Annotated in this window: 14 protein-coding genes; 9 read left to right on the top strand and 5 right to left on the bottom strand. The window is 39.0% G+C overall.

All coding sequences use genetic code 11. The features are described from left to right. Positions 1-10: 10 nt before the first annotated feature. Together LEP1GSC203_RS02825 and LEP1GSC203_RS19840 are read right to left on the bottom strand one after the other, a co-directional pair. Complete coding sequence (locus tag LEP1GSC203_RS02825) at positions 11-484, bottom strand: thioredoxin family protein (protein WP_002972846.1); 474 nt, start codon at positions 482-484, stop codon at positions 11-13. A gap of 3 nt (positions 485-487) precedes the next feature. Next, complete coding sequence (locus LEP1GSC203_RS19840) at positions 488-637, bottom strand: hypothetical protein (RefSeq protein WP_002972862.1); 150 nt, start codon at positions 635-637, stop codon at positions 488-490. 118 nt (positions 638-755) lie between these two features. Between LEP1GSC203_RS19840 and LEP1GSC203_RS02820 the strand changes: the two genes are divergently transcribed. From LEP1GSC203_RS02820 to LEP1GSC203_RS02795, 6 genes are all read left to right on the top strand, one after another. Then, on the top strand, positions 756-3,440 hold the full coding sequence (locus LEP1GSC203_RS02820) for a valine--tRNA ligase (protein WP_002972280.1): 2,685 nt from the start codon (positions 756-758) through the stop codon (positions 3,438-3,440). Continuing rightward, positions 3,430-4,707 carry a phosphoribosylamine--glycine ligase gene (purD, locus tag LEP1GSC203_RS02815; protein ID WP_002972380.1) on the top strand — a complete coding sequence of 426 codons (1,278 nt, stop codon included), beginning with the start codon at positions 3,430-3,432 and terminating at the stop codon, positions 4,705-4,707. Before LEP1GSC203_RS02820 ends, purD begins: the two co-directional genes overlap by 11 nt. Next, on the top strand, positions 4,707-5,546 hold the full coding sequence (locus LEP1GSC203_RS02810) for a hypothetical protein (protein ID WP_002972351.1): 840 nt from the start codon (positions 4,707-4,709) through the stop codon (positions 5,544-5,546). The genes purD and LEP1GSC203_RS02810 overlap by 1 nt, the downstream gene beginning before the upstream one ends. Positions 5,547-5,570: 24 nt before the next feature. Further along, positions 5,571-6,698, top strand: a complete 1,128-nt coding sequence (gene prfB / locus LEP1GSC203_RS02805; RefSeq protein WP_002972244.1) for a peptide chain release factor 2 — start codon at positions 5,571-5,573, stop codon at positions 6,696-6,698. A gap of 4 nt (positions 6,699-6,702) precedes the next feature. After that, positions 6,703-8,199: a sigma 54-interacting transcriptional regulator gene (locus LEP1GSC203_RS02800; protein WP_002972525.1), complete on the top strand. Its 1,497-nt coding sequence runs from the start codon at positions 6,703-6,705 to the stop codon at positions 8,197-8,199. Between the two features lie 62 nt (positions 8,200-8,261). Continuing rightward, entirely contained in the window at positions 8,262-9,305 is a 1,044-nt protein-coding gene (locus LEP1GSC203_RS02795; protein WP_002972565.1) for an OmpA family protein, read from the top strand. A 1-nt stretch (position 9,306) separates the two neighbouring features. On the opposite strand, the gene LEP1GSC203_RS02790 is transcribed toward LEP1GSC203_RS02795, so the two are convergent. The 3 genes from LEP1GSC203_RS02790 to lepB are packed head-to-tail and all read right to left on the bottom strand — an operon-like array spanning position 9,307 to position 13,628. Further along, positions 9,307-11,214, bottom strand: a complete 1,908-nt coding sequence (locus LEP1GSC203_RS02790) for a motility associated factor glycosyltransferase family protein (protein WP_002972292.1) — start codon at positions 11,212-11,214, stop codon at positions 9,307-9,309. Continuing rightward, positions 11,215-13,026 carry a penicillin-binding protein gene (locus LEP1GSC203_RS02785; RefSeq protein WP_002972159.1) on the bottom strand — a complete coding sequence of 604 codons (1,812 nt, stop codon included), beginning with the start codon at positions 13,024-13,026 and terminating at the stop codon, positions 11,215-11,217. It abuts the gene before it with no gap. Between the two features lie 2 nt (positions 13,027-13,028). Then, positions 13,029-13,628: a signal peptidase I gene (gene lepB, locus LEP1GSC203_RS02780; RefSeq protein ID WP_232225745.1), complete on the bottom strand. Its 600-nt coding sequence runs from the start codon at positions 13,626-13,628 to the stop codon at positions 13,029-13,031. A 95-nt stretch (positions 13,629-13,723) separates the two neighbouring features. Between lepB and thrC the strand changes: the two genes are divergently transcribed. Genes thrC through LEP1GSC203_RS02765 form a run of 3 tightly spaced genes read left to right on the top strand, consistent with a single transcriptional unit; the run spans position 13,724 to position 16,994 of the window. After that, complete coding sequence (gene thrC, locus LEP1GSC203_RS02775; protein ID WP_002972469.1) at positions 13,724-15,073, top strand: threonine synthase; 1,350 nt, start codon at positions 13,724-13,726, stop codon at positions 15,071-15,073. 50 nt (positions 15,074-15,123) lie between these two features. Continuing rightward, a complete protein-coding gene (locus LEP1GSC203_RS02770; protein WP_039937018.1) occupies positions 15,124-15,834 on the top strand; it encodes a hypothetical protein in 711 nt (236 codons plus the stop codon). Next, positions 15,834-16,994 (top strand): LIC10486 family protein, encoded by a 1,161-nt coding sequence (locus LEP1GSC203_RS02765; protein WP_002972617.1) that lies wholly within the window; start codon positions 15,834-15,836, stop codon positions 16,992-16,994. The genes LEP1GSC203_RS02770 and LEP1GSC203_RS02765 overlap by 1 nt, the downstream gene beginning before the upstream one ends. Positions 16,995-17,066 lie beyond the last annotated feature (72 nt).

Below are 17,066 nucleotides of genomic sequence, written 5' to 3'. Positions count from 1 at the left end.
AAACCTTCTCCTAAAGATGGTGTAAATATTCTAACACTTGTTCTTTTGTCATCTTACTTGCGTTAGAGAATTCTCCTCCCTTGGTGGAGGTAAGAATTTTTCCCGAAGGGTCGATGACAACCAAAGCAGGAATTCCATTTTGGATGGGATTGCCAAGTGTATCGTTTAGACTTAAGTTTTTATCGAAGCGACCAACATCTACTTTAAAGACGAGGAAATTTTGAGAGAGTAGGGCTTTTGGTTCTGGTTCTTTGAAGATCCCATCTAATGCATTGCAGTCAGGACACCAATCGGCACCAAAAACTATAATGAGTTTGCGGTTTGAGTCTTTTGCCAAAGCCAAACTCTCTTGGTATTGGGAAAGTATTATGTCACTTTGTTTAGAGCAATGAGAGAGGGTAGTGAAGGAGAATCCAAGAAAAAAGAAAATGATTAGAATTCGAAACTTTCGTTCCATAAAAAGAGCGGAAGGAAACTTCCGCATGTTTTATTTCTTAGCGATTTCTTTGAGAATTTCTTGTCTTTTTTTATCTTTATCGATATGGGAAAGAGACAACCAATCGCGTTTCAATTGTTTTTCTGAAACACCTTTGAAGGTTGCATATTTGCCGAGGATTTTTGCTGTTTTTGCGTTCATGCCAACCAGATTCTTTTGCCTCCCCTTTCTGTCAATGCGAACCTGATGGTAGCTGTTTCATCCTTGACCCCTAAACTCTTTACGAAACATAGTAAAGTGCAAGAAATCCAAAGACCCTATGAAATCACAGCTACCTGACCGTTATGATCCCGAATCCGTAGAGCCCAAATGGATACAAACCTGGGAAGAAAAAAAAACCTTTGTCCCTGACTCAACTCGCAAAGAAACATTTTCGATCGTCATTCCTCCTCCCAACGTTACAGGAAACTTACATATTGGGCATGCACTCAATCATACCATCCAAGACATCATCATTCGTATTGAACGTAAAAAAGGGAAAAATGTAGTTTGGGTTCCTGGAATGGACCATGCGGGAATTGCAACACAAGTGGTTGTAGAAAGGGAGCTAGCGAAAGAAGGAAAGTCTAGAACCGATTTTACACGCGAAGGTTTTATTGAAAAAGTTTGGGAGTGGAAAGCTCATTCCGGTGGAATGATTGCCAAACAACAACGGTTACTCGGTGAATCGGTAGATTGGTCTCGTGAAAGATTTACGTTTGATGAAGGTCTATCCAAAGCAGTCATCAAAGTGTTTCGCAGTTTGTATGATGAAGGTTTGATTTATCGTGGTGAACGGATTATCAACTGGTGCCCTGTGACTAAAACTGCCATTTCCGATATCGAAGTAGAGTATAAAGAAAAACAAGGCAAACTCTATCATGTTAAATATCCTAAAGCAGAATTTAAATCAAAAGATCCGAAAACACTTTCCAAAGGCGAATACATCGTCGTAGCAACCACAAGACCAGAAACAATGTTTGGTGACGTTGCCGTCTGCGCACATCCAGATGATGTCCGTTATGCGGAACTAAAAGATAAATTTGTGTATTTGCCAATTGCTGGAAAGGAAATTCCTGTTTTATTCGATTCTTTTGTGGATAAAGAATTTGGTTCAGGACTTGTGAAAATCACTCCAGCTCATGATATCAATGACTATGAAGCTGGGCTTCGTTTGCATTTAACTCCTATCAATATTATGAATTTGGATGGGACATTGAATGAACAAACAGGAAAATACAATGGTCTCGATCGGTTTGAAGCCCGTAAACGAGTTGTAGAAGAACTCGAGTCCGGTGGTTATATTGAAAAAATAGAAACCCACATCCATAGTGTCGGCCACAACCAAAGAGGGGGAGCGGTCATTGAACCGTTGTTATCGACTCAGTGGTTTGTGAAAATTGAATCCCTAGCAAAACCCGCCATTGAAGTAGTAAAAACTGGGAAGGTTCAGTTCCAACCCAAGATGTGGGAAAAAACATACTTTGAATGGATGGAAAATATCCGTGATTGGTGTATCTCTCGCCAACTTTGGTGGGGACATCGAATCCCTGCTTATTATGCACCAAACGGAGATATGGTGGTTGCAGAATCCATTGAGGAAGCAGTAACGCTATTTTCCAAAAAAGGAATTTCTGTTACAAAAGATACCATCAAACAAGATGAAGACGTTCTTGATACTTGGTTTTCTTCCGGACTTTGGCCATTTACTGTTTTTGGTTGGCCTGAAAATTCCGAAGAACTCAAAAAATATTATCCTACATCAGTTTTAGTCACCGGGTTTGATATTATCTTTTTCTGGGTAGCACGGATGATTATGAACGGTCTGAAATTTATGGGTGATGTTCCGTTTCAGAAAGTTCTCATCCATGGACTTGTTCGTGATAAAGATGGAAAGAAGTTCAGTAAGTCACTAGGCAACGTAGTCGATCCATTAGACATGATGAGTAAATACGGAACCGATTCGTTTCGTTTTTTCCTCGCAGCCGTATTACCAGAAGGAAAGGACATTCTTTTCGACGAATCCAGGTTAGATGGTTATAGATCCTTCTGTAATAAAATTTGGAATTCGAGTCGGTTTATTTTCATGAACCTTCCGGAAGAATTCACTGCCAAAGAACCTGAAATCAAAACTTTGGAAGACACTGACCTTTGGATTTTGAATGAATTTGATCAAATGCTTTTACGTTATGAAAAAGCATATTCCGATTATCATTTTTTTGAAATGGCAAATTCCATTTATGATTTTGTCTGGGGATCTTTTTGCGATTGGTATTTGGAATTAACCAAAGCTCGCGTGTATGGGAATGTAACCCCTGAATCACAAGAAAAAGCAAGACTCGTCCTTATCAGCGTGTTAAAAAAATCGCTGGGACTTCTTCATCCGTTTATGCCTTTTATTACGGAAGAAATTCATTCATTACTTGATTCAACTGAACTTGCAAAAACTGAATTTCCAAAACCGTATGGGGTTTCTGATTCTTCACCTGCAGTGGTTCGAATGGAACTGGTTCGTGAAATCATTACCAAGATTCGCAATATGCGTGCAGAACTTGGAGTTAAACCTGAGAAAAAATGTAAGGTTATCTTAAAATGTAATCATAAAGAATTAAAAGAGATGATGGAAAGAGAAATCAAATCCATCCTCCAACTTTCTAAAGCAGAGAGTTTGGAATTTATCGATTCTTATGAAGCTAAAAATACAGATTCTGTCGGTGCTTTTTCAATAGGAGAGATTTTCCTTCCATTAGAAGGTATTTTTGATTTTGAAAAAGAAAAACAACGATTGGAAAAAGAGAAAAAACAAATCCAATTGGAAATGGAAAAGTTGGAAAATAAAATCAACAAACCAGCCTTCTTAGAAAAAGCAAAACCAGATGTTGTAGAAAAAGAAAGAGAAAAGTACTACACATGGAAAGAGAAACTAGATAGTACGGTTAGGGCTTTAGAAAAAATTGGAACATAAATTTAAAGTTTTACTCATTGGAAGTGGTGGAAGAGAACACGCGTTAGCGGATGCTATCTCAAAATCAAATTCTTTGGAATCACTCAAAGTATTTCCGGGGAACGGTGGATTTTCGAAAGAAGTAATCGTAAGTTCTTCAGAGATTTCTATTACTGATAAATCAAAATTTTTTGATTATATAAAATCATCGGGAACAAATCTCGTGATTGTTGGACCAGAAGACCCACTTGTAAACGGTCTTTCTGACTGGTGTGCGGAAATGAATATCCCTTGTTTTGGGCCTTCCGCCTATTGTGCGCAAGTCGAGGGAAGTAAACATTTTGCCAAAGAGATGATGAAGAGGGCCAAAGTTCCCACAGCTTCTTTTGCAGTTTTTACTGACCATGAATCTGCATGGAGTTACGCTCAAAAAGAAATATTACCTTTGGTGGTAAAAGCAGATGGCCTTGCTGCGGGAAAAGGGGTCACAGTTGCTTTTGATATCAAGGAAGTCAAACGGGCATTAGATGAGATATTTTTAGAATCAAAGTTTGGCGAAAGTGGTAACAAAGTAGTTTTAGAATCTTTTTTAGAAGGCGAAGAAGCATCCCTTTTTGTGATCACCGATGGGGAAAGGTATATGTGCCTTCCGGCAGCCCAAGACCACAAACGTGCTTATGATGGAGACATTGGCCCGAACACAGGCGGAATGGGAGCTTATGCCCCAGCACCAATTGTTACAGATGCAGTGCTTTCTAAAGTAAAAGAACTAGTTATTGAACCAATGTTAGCTGATTTTAGAACATCGGGTCATCCTTACAAAGGACTTCTTTATGTTGGGCTTATGATTACTAAAGAAGGAGTTCCTAGTGTAGTGGAATTCAATTGTCGTTTTGGGGATCCAGAAACACAATGTGTTCTTCGCCTGTTAGATGAAGATATTTTGCCTATTTTTTATACCTCTGCAATCGGAAATCTTCCAATGCGAAACTTAAAGTTAAAGGAAGGATCTTCTGCTGTCGTAGTACTTGCGGCAAAAGGTTACCCTGATTCTCCTGAAAAAGGAATGCCTTTGGAAATTCCATCTAACGAAGGGAATGTGGTGGTATACCATGCAGGAACCAAACGTCAGGAGAATCAAATTTTGGCAAATGGCGGAAGGATTCTTGGAATCACTTCTTTTGGTGTTTCTTTGAAAGATGCAATCAATGATTGTTATGCTTTTCTTACTAAAATCAAAGCACCAGATACATTTTATAGAAAAGACATAGGTAGGAGAGCCCTCTAGTGCCGTTTAGTATCTCTGGAAATTTTAAAAATTGTGAACGCACAAGCCTTCGCAATTTTGAAAAACATCTAGGGATTATTTTGTCTGAAAACCAAACCCAACTCCAACAACATCTAATGATTCGTAGGGCACTTCAGAATTTAAGTGGTTCTGTCAGTGTTCTATCTGGACTCAGTCGTCAGGAACTATTATCCTTTATATTTATTCTCACTCAATTTGGAGATATCATACGTTCGGAAACTCCACCGGAATATCTTTTATTAGAGTCCATTCCTTATGTTGTAGAATGGACTAAGGGACATTACATGATTCCGATGGAGATCTTAGAACACTTAGCTCATGAAAGAATCTTTAAAGACCAGGGGTATTTGTTTGCACTCATCCCTTCTCTCTCTATTAAGGAAAAAAAATCATGGATTCGTTGGATCGGCGTGGATTTTGAAAAAGGTGGGGATAGAGATTTAAATTTTGAAATCTACTCCCAATGCCGTGTATTACAAAAACCCTTCCTTGGAAAGTCACTGGTCCAAGAATCGGAAATTCGTTTGGAACAGATTTGGCCTCGTGGTAAAAATGAATGTATCGATTGGTTTTATAAAGGCCTTTCTACTTTTTATTATTCTATGGAAGAGATGAGTCGCAAAGAAAAAGATCCTTTTCTTTTGCATGTCATTGAACTCATTAAATCAGGAAAATTTATACTCAAACGTTTGCCTGATACTTATGGAAAAGAATCGAGTTATTCTCTAGTGGGGACTGTGGAAGGAAATACTCCGCAACTGAGAGAAACTACATTCCAATGGGAAGTGGAAAGACTTCGTAAAGATTCTCTATTTTAAACTTCCGTTTCGGTTTTACGCATTATGGATAGATCACTAAAAGACTTAAAAAAACAAACATCAGAAATGATTGAATCATTTCAATCCTATTGGACGGCTCAAAATTTCCAAGAAGACTATGACAGGTTATCTTCACTCATTGAAAAAGCAAACGATCCAAAATTATGGGACTCACCTGACCAAGCAAAAACGGTAACACAAAAACGAAACGAGTTACAATTAAAATTAGATCCTTGGTTGGAATTAAAGAAGGAACTATTCGATTTTCCTGATTTGATTGAACTCACATCCGAAGAAATGGGAGAGGCAGGCTTAAAATCATTAAACGATGATTTTGACCGTATGTTTGAAGCATTCGAAAACTTGCAAATGTTAGATGCCCTTGCTGGTAAAGATGATGGAAAGGCCGCATTTATCAATATCCATCCTGGAGCTGGCGGAACAGAATCGCAAGACTGGGCTGATATGTTACTGCGAATGTACACAAGATTTTGTGAACAAAAAGGGTATCGTGCGGAACTTGTAGACTACCAACCAGGGGAAACTGCCGGAATTAAAAACGCCACCTTATACATTCAAGGTGACCATCCTTTCGGATATTTAAAATGTGAATCTGGGGTGCATAGACTTGTACGTATTTCGCCTTTTGATTCTAACAAACGTAGGCATACTTCCTTTGCTTCTGTGTATGTAACGCCAGAAGTTGATGATGATATCCAAGTGAATATCGAAGAAAAAGACCTTCGTGTGGATGTTTACCGCTCTTCTGGGGCAGGGGGACAACACGTTAACACTACAGATTCTGCAGTGCGTATCACTCACATTCCTACAGGAGTTGTAGTTTCCTGCCAAATGGAAAGATCTCAAATCAAAAACCGTGACACGGCAATGAAAATGCTTCGTGCTCGTTTGTATGAAATGGAAAAACAAAAAGCAGAAGAAGAGAACGCAAAAAAAGCTGGCGAAAAACGGGATATCTCTTGGGGTTCACAGATTCGAAGTTATGTGTTTCATCCTTACAATTTGGTAAAAGACCACAGAACCGATTTTGAAACTGGAAACGTACATGCTGTGATGGATGGAGACCTGGAAGATTTTATAATCGCCTACTTAAAATACCTGACAAACCAAAAGGCAAACGCGAAAGTATAAACAAATGTCTGTAAAACAGGATATTTCCGGAACTTTAAGGAAAATCCAAAAAGAAATTCAACAACTTCCGAATATTACGGATCGTTTAAATTTCATTTTGGACATGACTCTAACTTTGTTTGGAGCCTCTACCGGTAGTATATCCATTATGGACCAGGAAGAAAAAGTCCTCACCATAGTTGCTGCCAAAGGGATGGATTGGGAAAAAAAAATTGCCGCCAAACTTCCTTTTAACTTAGGGGTTACGGGCCGGGCTGCCTCCACTAGAGAAATAATCTATGTTCCCGATGTTACTTTAGACAAAGATTATGTAAAGCTAATTGAAACAGTTCGTTCAGAACTTGCGATTCCATTAGTCACCAGAGATTCAACCATTGGTGTACTTAACCTAGAGTCAGATAAGGTAAATTTTTTCTCTCCCGATATTATCAACCAAGCCACACTGTTTGCTTCTCAATTAACAATTGTTATTTTAGAAGAACGTATAGCCAAAGAGGCATTTGAAAAATCCAAAAGAGAAGAAGATCCTGTAGAAGAAATATTAGGTTATGATCCTAGTATTTTATTTTTAAAACATAGGATTAGGCAAGTGGGACCTTCCGATACATCGGTGATGATCATAGGCGAAGAAGGTTCTGGAAAAAAACTAATCGCCAAGGCATTACATTATATATCCCAAAGAAAAAATGGTCCATTTCTTACAGTCGATTGTTCCGGTCTTAGTTATGAACTTTTAGAAGCAGAACTATTCGGTGCCCAAAGTGGAAAAATATTCAATCCAGGAAAACTAGAACAAGCTAATGCTGGATCCTTATACATTGAATCCATTGGAGATTTGCCAACAAATTTACAAACAAGACTTTTTCAAACCTTACGCGATAAAACAATGCCAAATCCCACTTTGAAAAAAAAGGATGAAGTTCTTAACATTCGCATTTTTACAGGAAGTAAAAGAGATTTATTAGAAGATATTCAAAAAGAAACATTTTCTATGGATTTGTATTACCGCCTAGCGGAAGTTCCGCTCCGTATGCCGCCTTTACGCGAACGAAGAGGGGATGTTCCACTTTTAGCTCATCATTTTTTATACCAATACAACAAACAATACGGAAGGAACAAAACGTTTTCAACAGATGCTCTGAAGGCACTGACTGGGATGCCTTGGAGTGGAAATGTTAGACAATTACAAAGTGTGATTCAGTATGCGGTTCTTGTTCCACCGGAAACAGTTCTCGAACCCCATTCCTTTTTACAAGATGGAAAACGAGAAACCGAATCTTCCTCAAAAGTCCAAAGTTTTACTGTGGGGACGGAGATCCTTTCTCCTTCGGAAAATTTATCCCTGAATCTTGCAATCGAAAGGTTGGAGGCAATCTGGATCAAAGAAGCCTTCCAACGAGTATCCACACAGGAAGAAGCCGCCAAACTTCTTGGAATTAGCCGTGGTTCTTTGCAGTATAAGATCAAAAATAACCAATTTCTGGACGGATTCAACACTTAAGTCCAAGAAAAGAATGGATAGATTGGCATGATCTGTCGATATGATTACAAAGGAGCTCTCACGTGGCAGATAGTTATTACCGTACCATAAGTGGTAAACAATATGATAATGAATTGTTAGAAATCGCTGAGAAAGCCACCAAACGTAGCAAAGCTCCTATTGGTAAAAATATTGCAAAGACCCTTTTTGATGCCATTAAAGATGGTGGGGACTATACAGATGTTGAAAAACGCACTGTAAAATACATTCGAGATAATTTCAAATTTAGCCCAGAAGCAGACGAATACCTTCGTTCAGAGATTCGTAAATGGGCAGCCAAAATTTCTGTTCCTGCGGCAAAGAAAAAAGCCTCAACCAAAGGACCCTCTAAAAAAGATACTACTGTAAAACGTAGTTCTTCTCGATCGGCAAAATCTTCAACGGAAGGTTTTACTCCTTACTATGAAGTCTACGACGGTGATGATAGTTCCCGAGACGATGTGGCACCAACTCCGGAATACAATGAATTAGTTGCTTTAAATAAATTTCAAATCACTCCCAAACAAAACCGAATTGGAAGGATCATATTACTTACGCTGATTCTTATATTCTTTATTGTATTAATTGTTTTTGGAATTCGTAGTTGTAATCGAAGTTCGAAAGTTTCTGAAAACACAAATGCAAATGCTACATCGGATGTAGGCACAAGATCATTGGAACGCGTAACTCTATCCGAAGGAAAAGCTTCTGACAAATTTGAATCCCAAGCTCGAGCGATTCGATATGTAAACGATCTACAAATTCGTTTTATCAAACAAAGTATGCAGACAGAAGAAACTGCTGCGGATAAAATTGTCACTCTCGCAGAAGCTTTAAAGTCTTATCCTGGGATTCGTGTTCGAGTTAAGGGACATACATGTTTTATTGGTGAGATGGATGAAAACAAAATTCTATCGGATGAACGTGCAAGGTTTATCTATGATGAATTATTGAAACAAGGTGTAAGTGCATCCCAACTCGACTATCGTGGGTTTGGTGAAACTGCAGAAATTGAATCTAATTCAACAGAAGCAGGGCGGATCAAAAATAGACGTGTTGATTTTACTGTTTTATCAGTAACAGAATAGATTATTGTAATCTGTATAGAGATTTAGTGAGCATCCGTTTGGTAGTCCGAACGGATTCGTAAAGACCTTCATATAAAAGTAAAGATTTCTTTGCTACACCCAGTTGGGTGTTTTCTTTTTCTTCTACACTTAAGTTGTCATCATAACCTTCGGTGATGGTTAAAATAATTCGTTGGATTCCTAAACTCAAAATTTCATTCAAACCCTTTTTCCCAGATACCTGTTCATCTATTGCGTCCATTTGTTTGATATCTTCCGAAAATGTTTTGGGATTGATTTGGTTGCGTTTGATTTGGTTATAAATTCTTTCCGATACGGCAAGGCCACGTTTTACAGTGATTACAAATTCAGACAAAGATTCTGTAGTGGATTGGATTTCTGAAACCAATTGGCTTGTATCAAAAAACGAAACTTCTTTTGTGAGTTGGGAACGGATTTGGTTTCGAACTGACTCTACAAGTTTGATTTGATTGTTTTTCTCTGCAGAATTCCCACTGGGAAATTCTTTTTCAAACTCTGAATGAGGAATTCCTTCCAGTCTGGCACCAAACTTTGTTAAGTTGGTCCAAGGATTTTCCTTCGCATGGTCTTCGAACCATTTTTTAAAGATCAACATCTTCTCATTGGTGATGTAGATTTCTTCCTGATTTCCTGTGACTTTCTTTTGTGGTAATGCAAATAATTGTTTGTAGTTGTGTTTTTCCCTGCGAAACTTTCTAGATTCTAGATAGTTCAATCGTTCTTCAAGCACTGCCCCTTTGGAATGAGCAAGTCCCTTGGTAAAACTCAAATCCTGCCCCACTAAAAATACAAATTTTGCACCCATTAGAGTGGCAAGGCTTGCCGCATTGGTAGAAACAGAACCACCAAAAGGAACAGAACCAATCTCCGATGTACCTGTTCTTTCTAATAAACGAATCAAGGGAAATGGAGAAGAGGTCACAAAACCTTTGTTTGGTCCTTTATCCAATCGTAGGCTTAAGTAGGTAGAGGTCGGGTCAAATACCAAAATGGCATCCCCAGAATAATCTTCCAAATATTGGCTGTTCAGAGCCTGAGGATCGACAGAAAAAATCAAGTCAGGTTCTACCCCAAACGAAGAGAGGATGGGAAGAGCAGTATCTACTGCGAGTAGTAGAAATTGGTTTCTGTAAGTAATCAATTCAGAAATCGATTCGGAAAGACTAGGTCCCGCACCACAAACAACAATGGAGATTCCTTCCGCAATTCCAAAAAGATCAGAGACCGGACGAAACTTTGACAACTCAGGTAGATTATAACAGATATTTTTTGCCCAAATTTTTTCAAAGCGTGTTAACGTGGCAAGATTCACATCTTTTTTATGAAACATTTGTTCTGCGGTAAATTTTAATCTTTGGTAATCGGCTTCTTTCCATTGCCAAGATCCACGGTGGGGAACAAAACTGATGGGATGAGTTCCTTTCCCTTTCACTGCTTCGGATAGTTGGTCTTCCATTCCTTCACCCGTGATTAAAATTAATTTTCCATCTAACAAAGGTTTGGAAAAATCAAAGATTTTAAATGCTTCCTGAATGAAAAAAGGAAAGGGTTCCATCCATATTATTGTGACATTTTCTTTATTGATCAAATAAGGTAGAATATAACCTAGACCGGCACCAAACAAAAGATAAATGCGATCACTTCCATCATGAGGTAGTTCGGCGGCAAATCGTTCTGCTTCTTTTTTGGGATCAAATCGACTATGGATCCAAACTCCATCTATCTCTAAAGTGGGATCACCTGTTTTGGATTTTGTGAGTTCATAAGAAATATTAATTTCGGGATCAGGAGAATTTACTGAATTAAATGTAGTGGCTGGATTTTGAACCAATTCGGCCAATCGAGATGGGAGGGCCGCAAGATTTTTTTCTAAGTATGATTCTTTCACTTAAGGTTCCAAAATAATTTTGATCGCCGCATTGGGAGAAAGCGATGATCCCGCTTTTGGATCTTGTGATTTGACAAATCCAGAGCCTTCTAATTTGTATTCTGCTTTGAGTTGTTTTAAAATTTGGATGCATTCAGAAGCAGTGAACCCTGTAAGGTCAGGCATTACAGAAGGATCGAGTTTATAGATTTTATTTCGTTCCCCCTTCAATCGATAGACAAGAGCCTTCTCACTTTTTTCCACAATAGGAATGATACTTTCTACCACTTCACGAAAGACAGGTGCTGCAATCCCACCACCGGTATGAGCATCTCCACCAGGTTCATCAAATACAATGAGACCCACATACTTAGGTTTTTCAGCTGGAAAAAATCCGAGAAAACTTGCCGTAAATAAACCAGCTTGGTATCCTGCACCCGCTTTTGCTTTTTGTGAAGTTCCTGTTTTTCCTGCGATAAAGTAGTTCTCTAAGTATGCTTTTTTCCCGGTTCCTTGGGAAACGGCCTTACTCATGGCATTTAATGTTTTTTTAGCTGCACCCTCTCTGATACCAAGTAACTCATGTTTAATAGAAAATTCATGCACCAGTTCTCCGTAAGAATTGGTCACTTGAGAAACTACAGAAGGTTCAAATAAAATTCCGCCATTCACAACTGCTGCCGCTGCTGTGATGAGTTGGATTGGTGTAACAGATAAACCTTGGCCGATAGATAAAAAGTAAGGTGTACTTTTATTCCAACGGTTTAGTGGAGGTAGGTAACCTTTTGCTTCATGGATGGAAAAATTGGTTCGTTTTCCGAATTTGAATTTATCCATATAACTGTAGTAAGTTGCCTCATCAATTTTTTGGGCGGCTTTGATGATTCCGACGTTACAGGAATATTGTAATATTTCATCCAAATTGACATGACCATGGTTGTCTGTACAACGAATGGTTGTTTTTCCAATTTCGATATAACCCGGACAATGAAACCTTTCGCCAGGAAGGATTTTACCTTCATTCAGTAACATTAGGGCAATGAAAATTTTCATTGTCGATCCCGGTTCATAGATATGACGGATGGACCAATTGGAATGAGATTCTAATGGAAAGTCTTGGAAATGGTTGGGATCAAAATTGGGATAAGAAGCCATCGCCAAAATTTTCCCCGTTTCTGTATCCATAATCATACCGATTCCACGTTTGGAAGCTGTTTGAAGGAAAGCCTTTTGCAAAGACTTTTCTAATCGATACTGAATGATACTATCAATTGTTAGATGAACATTATTACCTTTCGTAGATTCTGCATCGGGTGTGGATAACAATTCCAAATTGAATAACATCTCAAGTCCTGAGAGTGCTTTGTCATCATCGTAACCTGTAAATCCTAGAAGACTTGCAGCCAAACTACCTTGAGGATAAATTCGTTTGTATTCTTTTTCAACTCGAACACCAGGAAGCGCCAAAGCTTTGATTTTTTCTGCTTTGGTAAGTTCGATTTCTCTTTTTAACAAAAAGTAGTTTTGTTTTTCTCTAATTGTCTCAATGAGTTTGGTTGGAGTAATCCCAAGAATGGGACCAAGCTCCTGGGCCGTTAATTCTGGATCATATATATTCGTGGGATCAATACCCACCGTTGCCGACTCGCGAGAGATTGCTAGTTCGATTCCTCTTCGATCGTAAATGGTACCTCGTTGTACATACTTACTCGATTTTAAATTGATAATATTATCATTAAAATAAGTAAGATAAACAACACGAAAGAGTAAAATCACGAACAAGAAGAGTATAAATTGAATGATATACTTAAAACGTTGTTTGTATTCGGTCATTGTTAAAAATAGAAGATTACTTTGCCTTTGATTTTTTCTACAGGTACGAGTCCAAACGAACGCGAGTCAGTTGAATATTGTCTGTTGTCACCAAGAAGAAGATAATAACCAGGAGGAATTCTCCCTTGTTTGTCCATAGCAAGAAATGGAGTGTTATGTCGATTGAGGAATATAGATGTGCTAGGTTCGCTTGTGTAGGTTCCTTTCGGAAGATAATTTTCTAACAATTCCGTAGAATCGATTAGGACGCGCCCGGCTTCAATGGAATAGAATTCTCCAGGCAAACCTATCACTCGTTTGACGACAAGTTCCTCTTCTTGGCTTACAAAAAGTACCAGGTCCAATTTATTGATATTGGGGTCAGTGTAGAGAAGTTCAGTTCCAAAGAATTTGGCGGAAATGGCGAATCCACCCTTCCAAACAAAGACGACAGATCCGTGTTCCAGAGTCGGATACATGGAATTTCCCTGAATGGAATAGATTTGGAATAAAAAAATACGCACAAAGAGGAGAAAACAAAGAAAGAGAAAAATGAAAATACTGCGGCGGGCGTATCGTTTGAATTTTGCCCACAGGCGGGAGACTTTAGTTTCTGTTTCCATATCCATCAAAAAACGATAAAAATCATTCGTGCATTTTTCCCCTTTCTCCAGAATGGAAAAGGAACTTTCCGTAAATCTGAAGCCTAGAGAAGTCTATGTCACTTACAAAATATCAATTCCGAGCACAGTTTCGTTGCACCAATGAGTCTTGTCGCAAAACCTACCCTCTTCACCAAGTGATTTATTCCTGCGATTCTTGCGGGGAACTTTTAAATGTAGAACATGATATAGACAGTCTGAAACAAGTTTCAGCTAAAGAATGGAAATCGGAGTTTGAATCTAGGTTTCGTTCCAGCCAATTTCCCAATGCCTCAGGTGTTTGGGGGAAAAAGGAATGGGTTCTTCCAGGAATTAGTGATGAAAATATCATCACTTCTGGGGAAGGGACCTCACATTTATATGATGCTTCTCGGCTTGCTAAGGATTTGGGTCTGGCAAGTCTACACGTCAAACAATGCGGAGTTTCGCATACCGGTTCTTTTAAAGATTTAGGAATGACGGTTCTTGTGAGCCAAGTCAATCAAATGATCTCCGATGGTGTTCCCATCCAAGCAGTCGCTTGTGCTTCTACGGGAGACACCTCGGCAGCTCTTGCCTCTTATGCAGCTAAGGCAGGAATTCCTTCCATCATCTTATTACCAGCAAACAAAGTATCTACGGCCCAACTCATCCAACCCGTTTCCAATGGGGCCTTAGTTTTAGCTTTAGAAACCGACTTTGATGGTTGTATGGCAGTGGTAAAAGAACTCACCAAAGAAAAATCAATTTATCTTGCCAACTCCATGAATTCACTTCGCATTGAGGGGCAAAAAACTATTTCTGTCGAAATCACACAACAGTTAGGTTGGAAGGTTCCGGATTGGATTGTCATTCCTGGTGGAAACTTAGGAAATGTTTCAGCCCTCGGGATGGGATTTGAGATGATGTACGAGTTAGGACTCATCGATAAATTACCAAGAATCATTCTCGCTCAGGCAAAAAATGCAAGTCCACTCTATGAATCGTTTAAGAAAGGTTTTGCGGACTTCTCTCCAGTCACCGCTGAAAAAACCTTAGCCTCTGCCATCCAAATTGGAGATCCAGTATCAGTGAAAAAGGCAATCCGTGTTTTGAAAAAATTCAATGGAATTGTGGAAGTCGCAACAGAAGAAGAGTTGGCAAATGCCGCAGCACGTGGGGACCTTTATGGACTTTACAATGATCCTCATACAGGTGTGGCTCTTGCTGCTCTTTTGAAATCAGTGGAGTCGGGAGTGGTTGGAAAGGGTGAGTCCGTTGTTGTGATCTCCACAGCGAATGGACTGAAGTTTACAGAATTCAAACTTGCCTTTCATGAAGGGAAAATCCCTAACATTGATGAAAAATTAAAGAATAGAATCCAATCGTGCAAACCGAATCTCAGTGGAGTGATGGAAATCCTAGGCAAACAACTGAAGAAACCATAAATCGCTAGACAAATCCCCTACATGTTGGCAAATTTTTTCAGTTTACCGGTATGTACCAAGAGATCCAACTAAGCTCTGAGTTCTGCACCTCTGTCGATCGTGCCGTGGCGTTAGGGAAAAAAGTCTCAATGATCACTTATGTGATGGGGGATATTGGTGAGGCCAAACTTAAGTACATATTGTTCCGAATTTTAGGTTCTGTTGGTCGTGAAGATTTAATGGAACTTTTTTATACGGCCGCAAAAGAGCTAATCGTCAATTCGACAAAAGCAGCGATCAAACGAATCATCTTCGAAGAACTCAAACTCAATATCCAGAACTTACAAGATTATGAAGAGGGAATGAAACTTTTTAAGTCGAGTCTCAATGAAAGAAAGTTTCCCGCTTACAAAAAGAAAATGCGGGAATCTGGCCTTTTTGTAAAGATCACCTGCATCTACCAAAAGGATAAAATCGACCTAGAAATTAGAAATAATTTTCCATTATTGCCAATTGAGGCCGAACGAGTAAAAGAAAAGTTTATTAATGCGAAAAAGTATGATAATCTATTCGAGTTCTTTATGGAACACGGCGACAGTACGGAAGGAGCGGGTATGGGAATCACCATGGTAGAAATACTATTATCTCAATCTGGTTTTGACCGTCGATTGCTCTCTATATATTCATCAGAAAGGAAAAAGGAAACAGTAGCGCGTGTGGAAGTACCTCTCAGTGGAATTCCAAAATCCACGGAAACACACGAACAATTGTTTGTAGAATAATGTCCGAATTAAGTTCAAAAGCAGACCAACTCAAACGACAAGCAGACCTCATTGGTCTGACAAGAGAAGCCGTATTTACGGACGAACAAGCCAAGGAAGTTTTACAAGGTAAAATTACAGACGGTTATCTCGTAAAAGTTAAAATCGACTTGGACAGTTTGAACGGAATGGTTCTCATTCTTGTTTCCTCCATTCGAAAACATATCATGGAACTCTATGCTGTGGTGGGAACATCTCCAACATTTCGACGGATTCGAACCTTTGCTGATCATGTACAAATTTCCACAGACTTAGGTGATATTGGAAAAACAGGTGGGTATGATCCTGCAATTTCCGAGAACATTGGTCGTGCCGTACATAGAGCCTTCACCAAAGAGAAGTTAGAAGAACTCCTCCCCCTATGGCAAAAAAAAGATCCTTCCCATATTGCTGAAATTTTAGAAATGCCCATCCTTGCCGCAACGAAGGGTAGAAATATTAAACTCCAAGCCGAAGTGGACAAACTTTCGACAGCAAAGTTTCGTTATGAAAATCCAATGAAAGGAGTGATTTTACCCATTCCGAAACCAGAGGATGAATCAGCTTCTGCACAAGACGCATCCGTTCCAGGAATTTCCACCGAACCAGCGAAAGGTGAACTTTCCTCACTAGAACGTCAAATTGCCCAATACAGATCTTCTTTTCCTAAAGAATTAAATATGAAAACTGTGATTTCTCCTATCAATGGAGTGGAGTTTGATAATTTAATGGAAGGGATGGAAATTCTATTTCGAGTTCCCACAGAAACTCCGGAAGGATTAACAAATGCACAAATCCTTGGACTCATTGATGAAGAAGGAAAAATTTCTAAAGAACCAGTGGTCGGCAGGTTTCTCGGGATTGCGGGTAACAAAACAGAATATCATATTTTTGCGGAAGGCCCGAACCAGTATTTACTTCATTCTGTAGAAGAACATCCCGTAAAAGTTGCGATTCCAAAACCTAGTAGTATGACAGGTGCGGCAAACAAAGGTTCTGCGGCACAAGGTGCCAAGAAAAAAGTTGGGAATGCACCCGCTCAGGATTCCAAATCTTCCGGTGCTAACTTGTTTATATTGATGGGTGCCTTTGTGACTATTGTACTTTTCGGAGTTTTGATTTTTGTTATGGTGATTTTATAGTAGATCGATTAATAAATAAAAAACCCCTGATCATCCAATTATGGAGGGAAAAGGGGTTTTGCTTTCAAAATT

This window comes from Leptospira terpstrae serovar Hualin str. LT 11-33 = ATCC 700639, from assembly GCF_000332495.1.
In the GTDB taxonomy this organism is placed as follows: Bacteria; Spirochaetota; Leptospiria; order Leptospirales; family Leptospiraceae; genus Leptospira_A; species Leptospira_A terpstrae.
The sequence above is the reverse complement of the archived record's forward strand: the minus strand, read 5'-3'. Positions and strand labels throughout refer to the sequence as shown.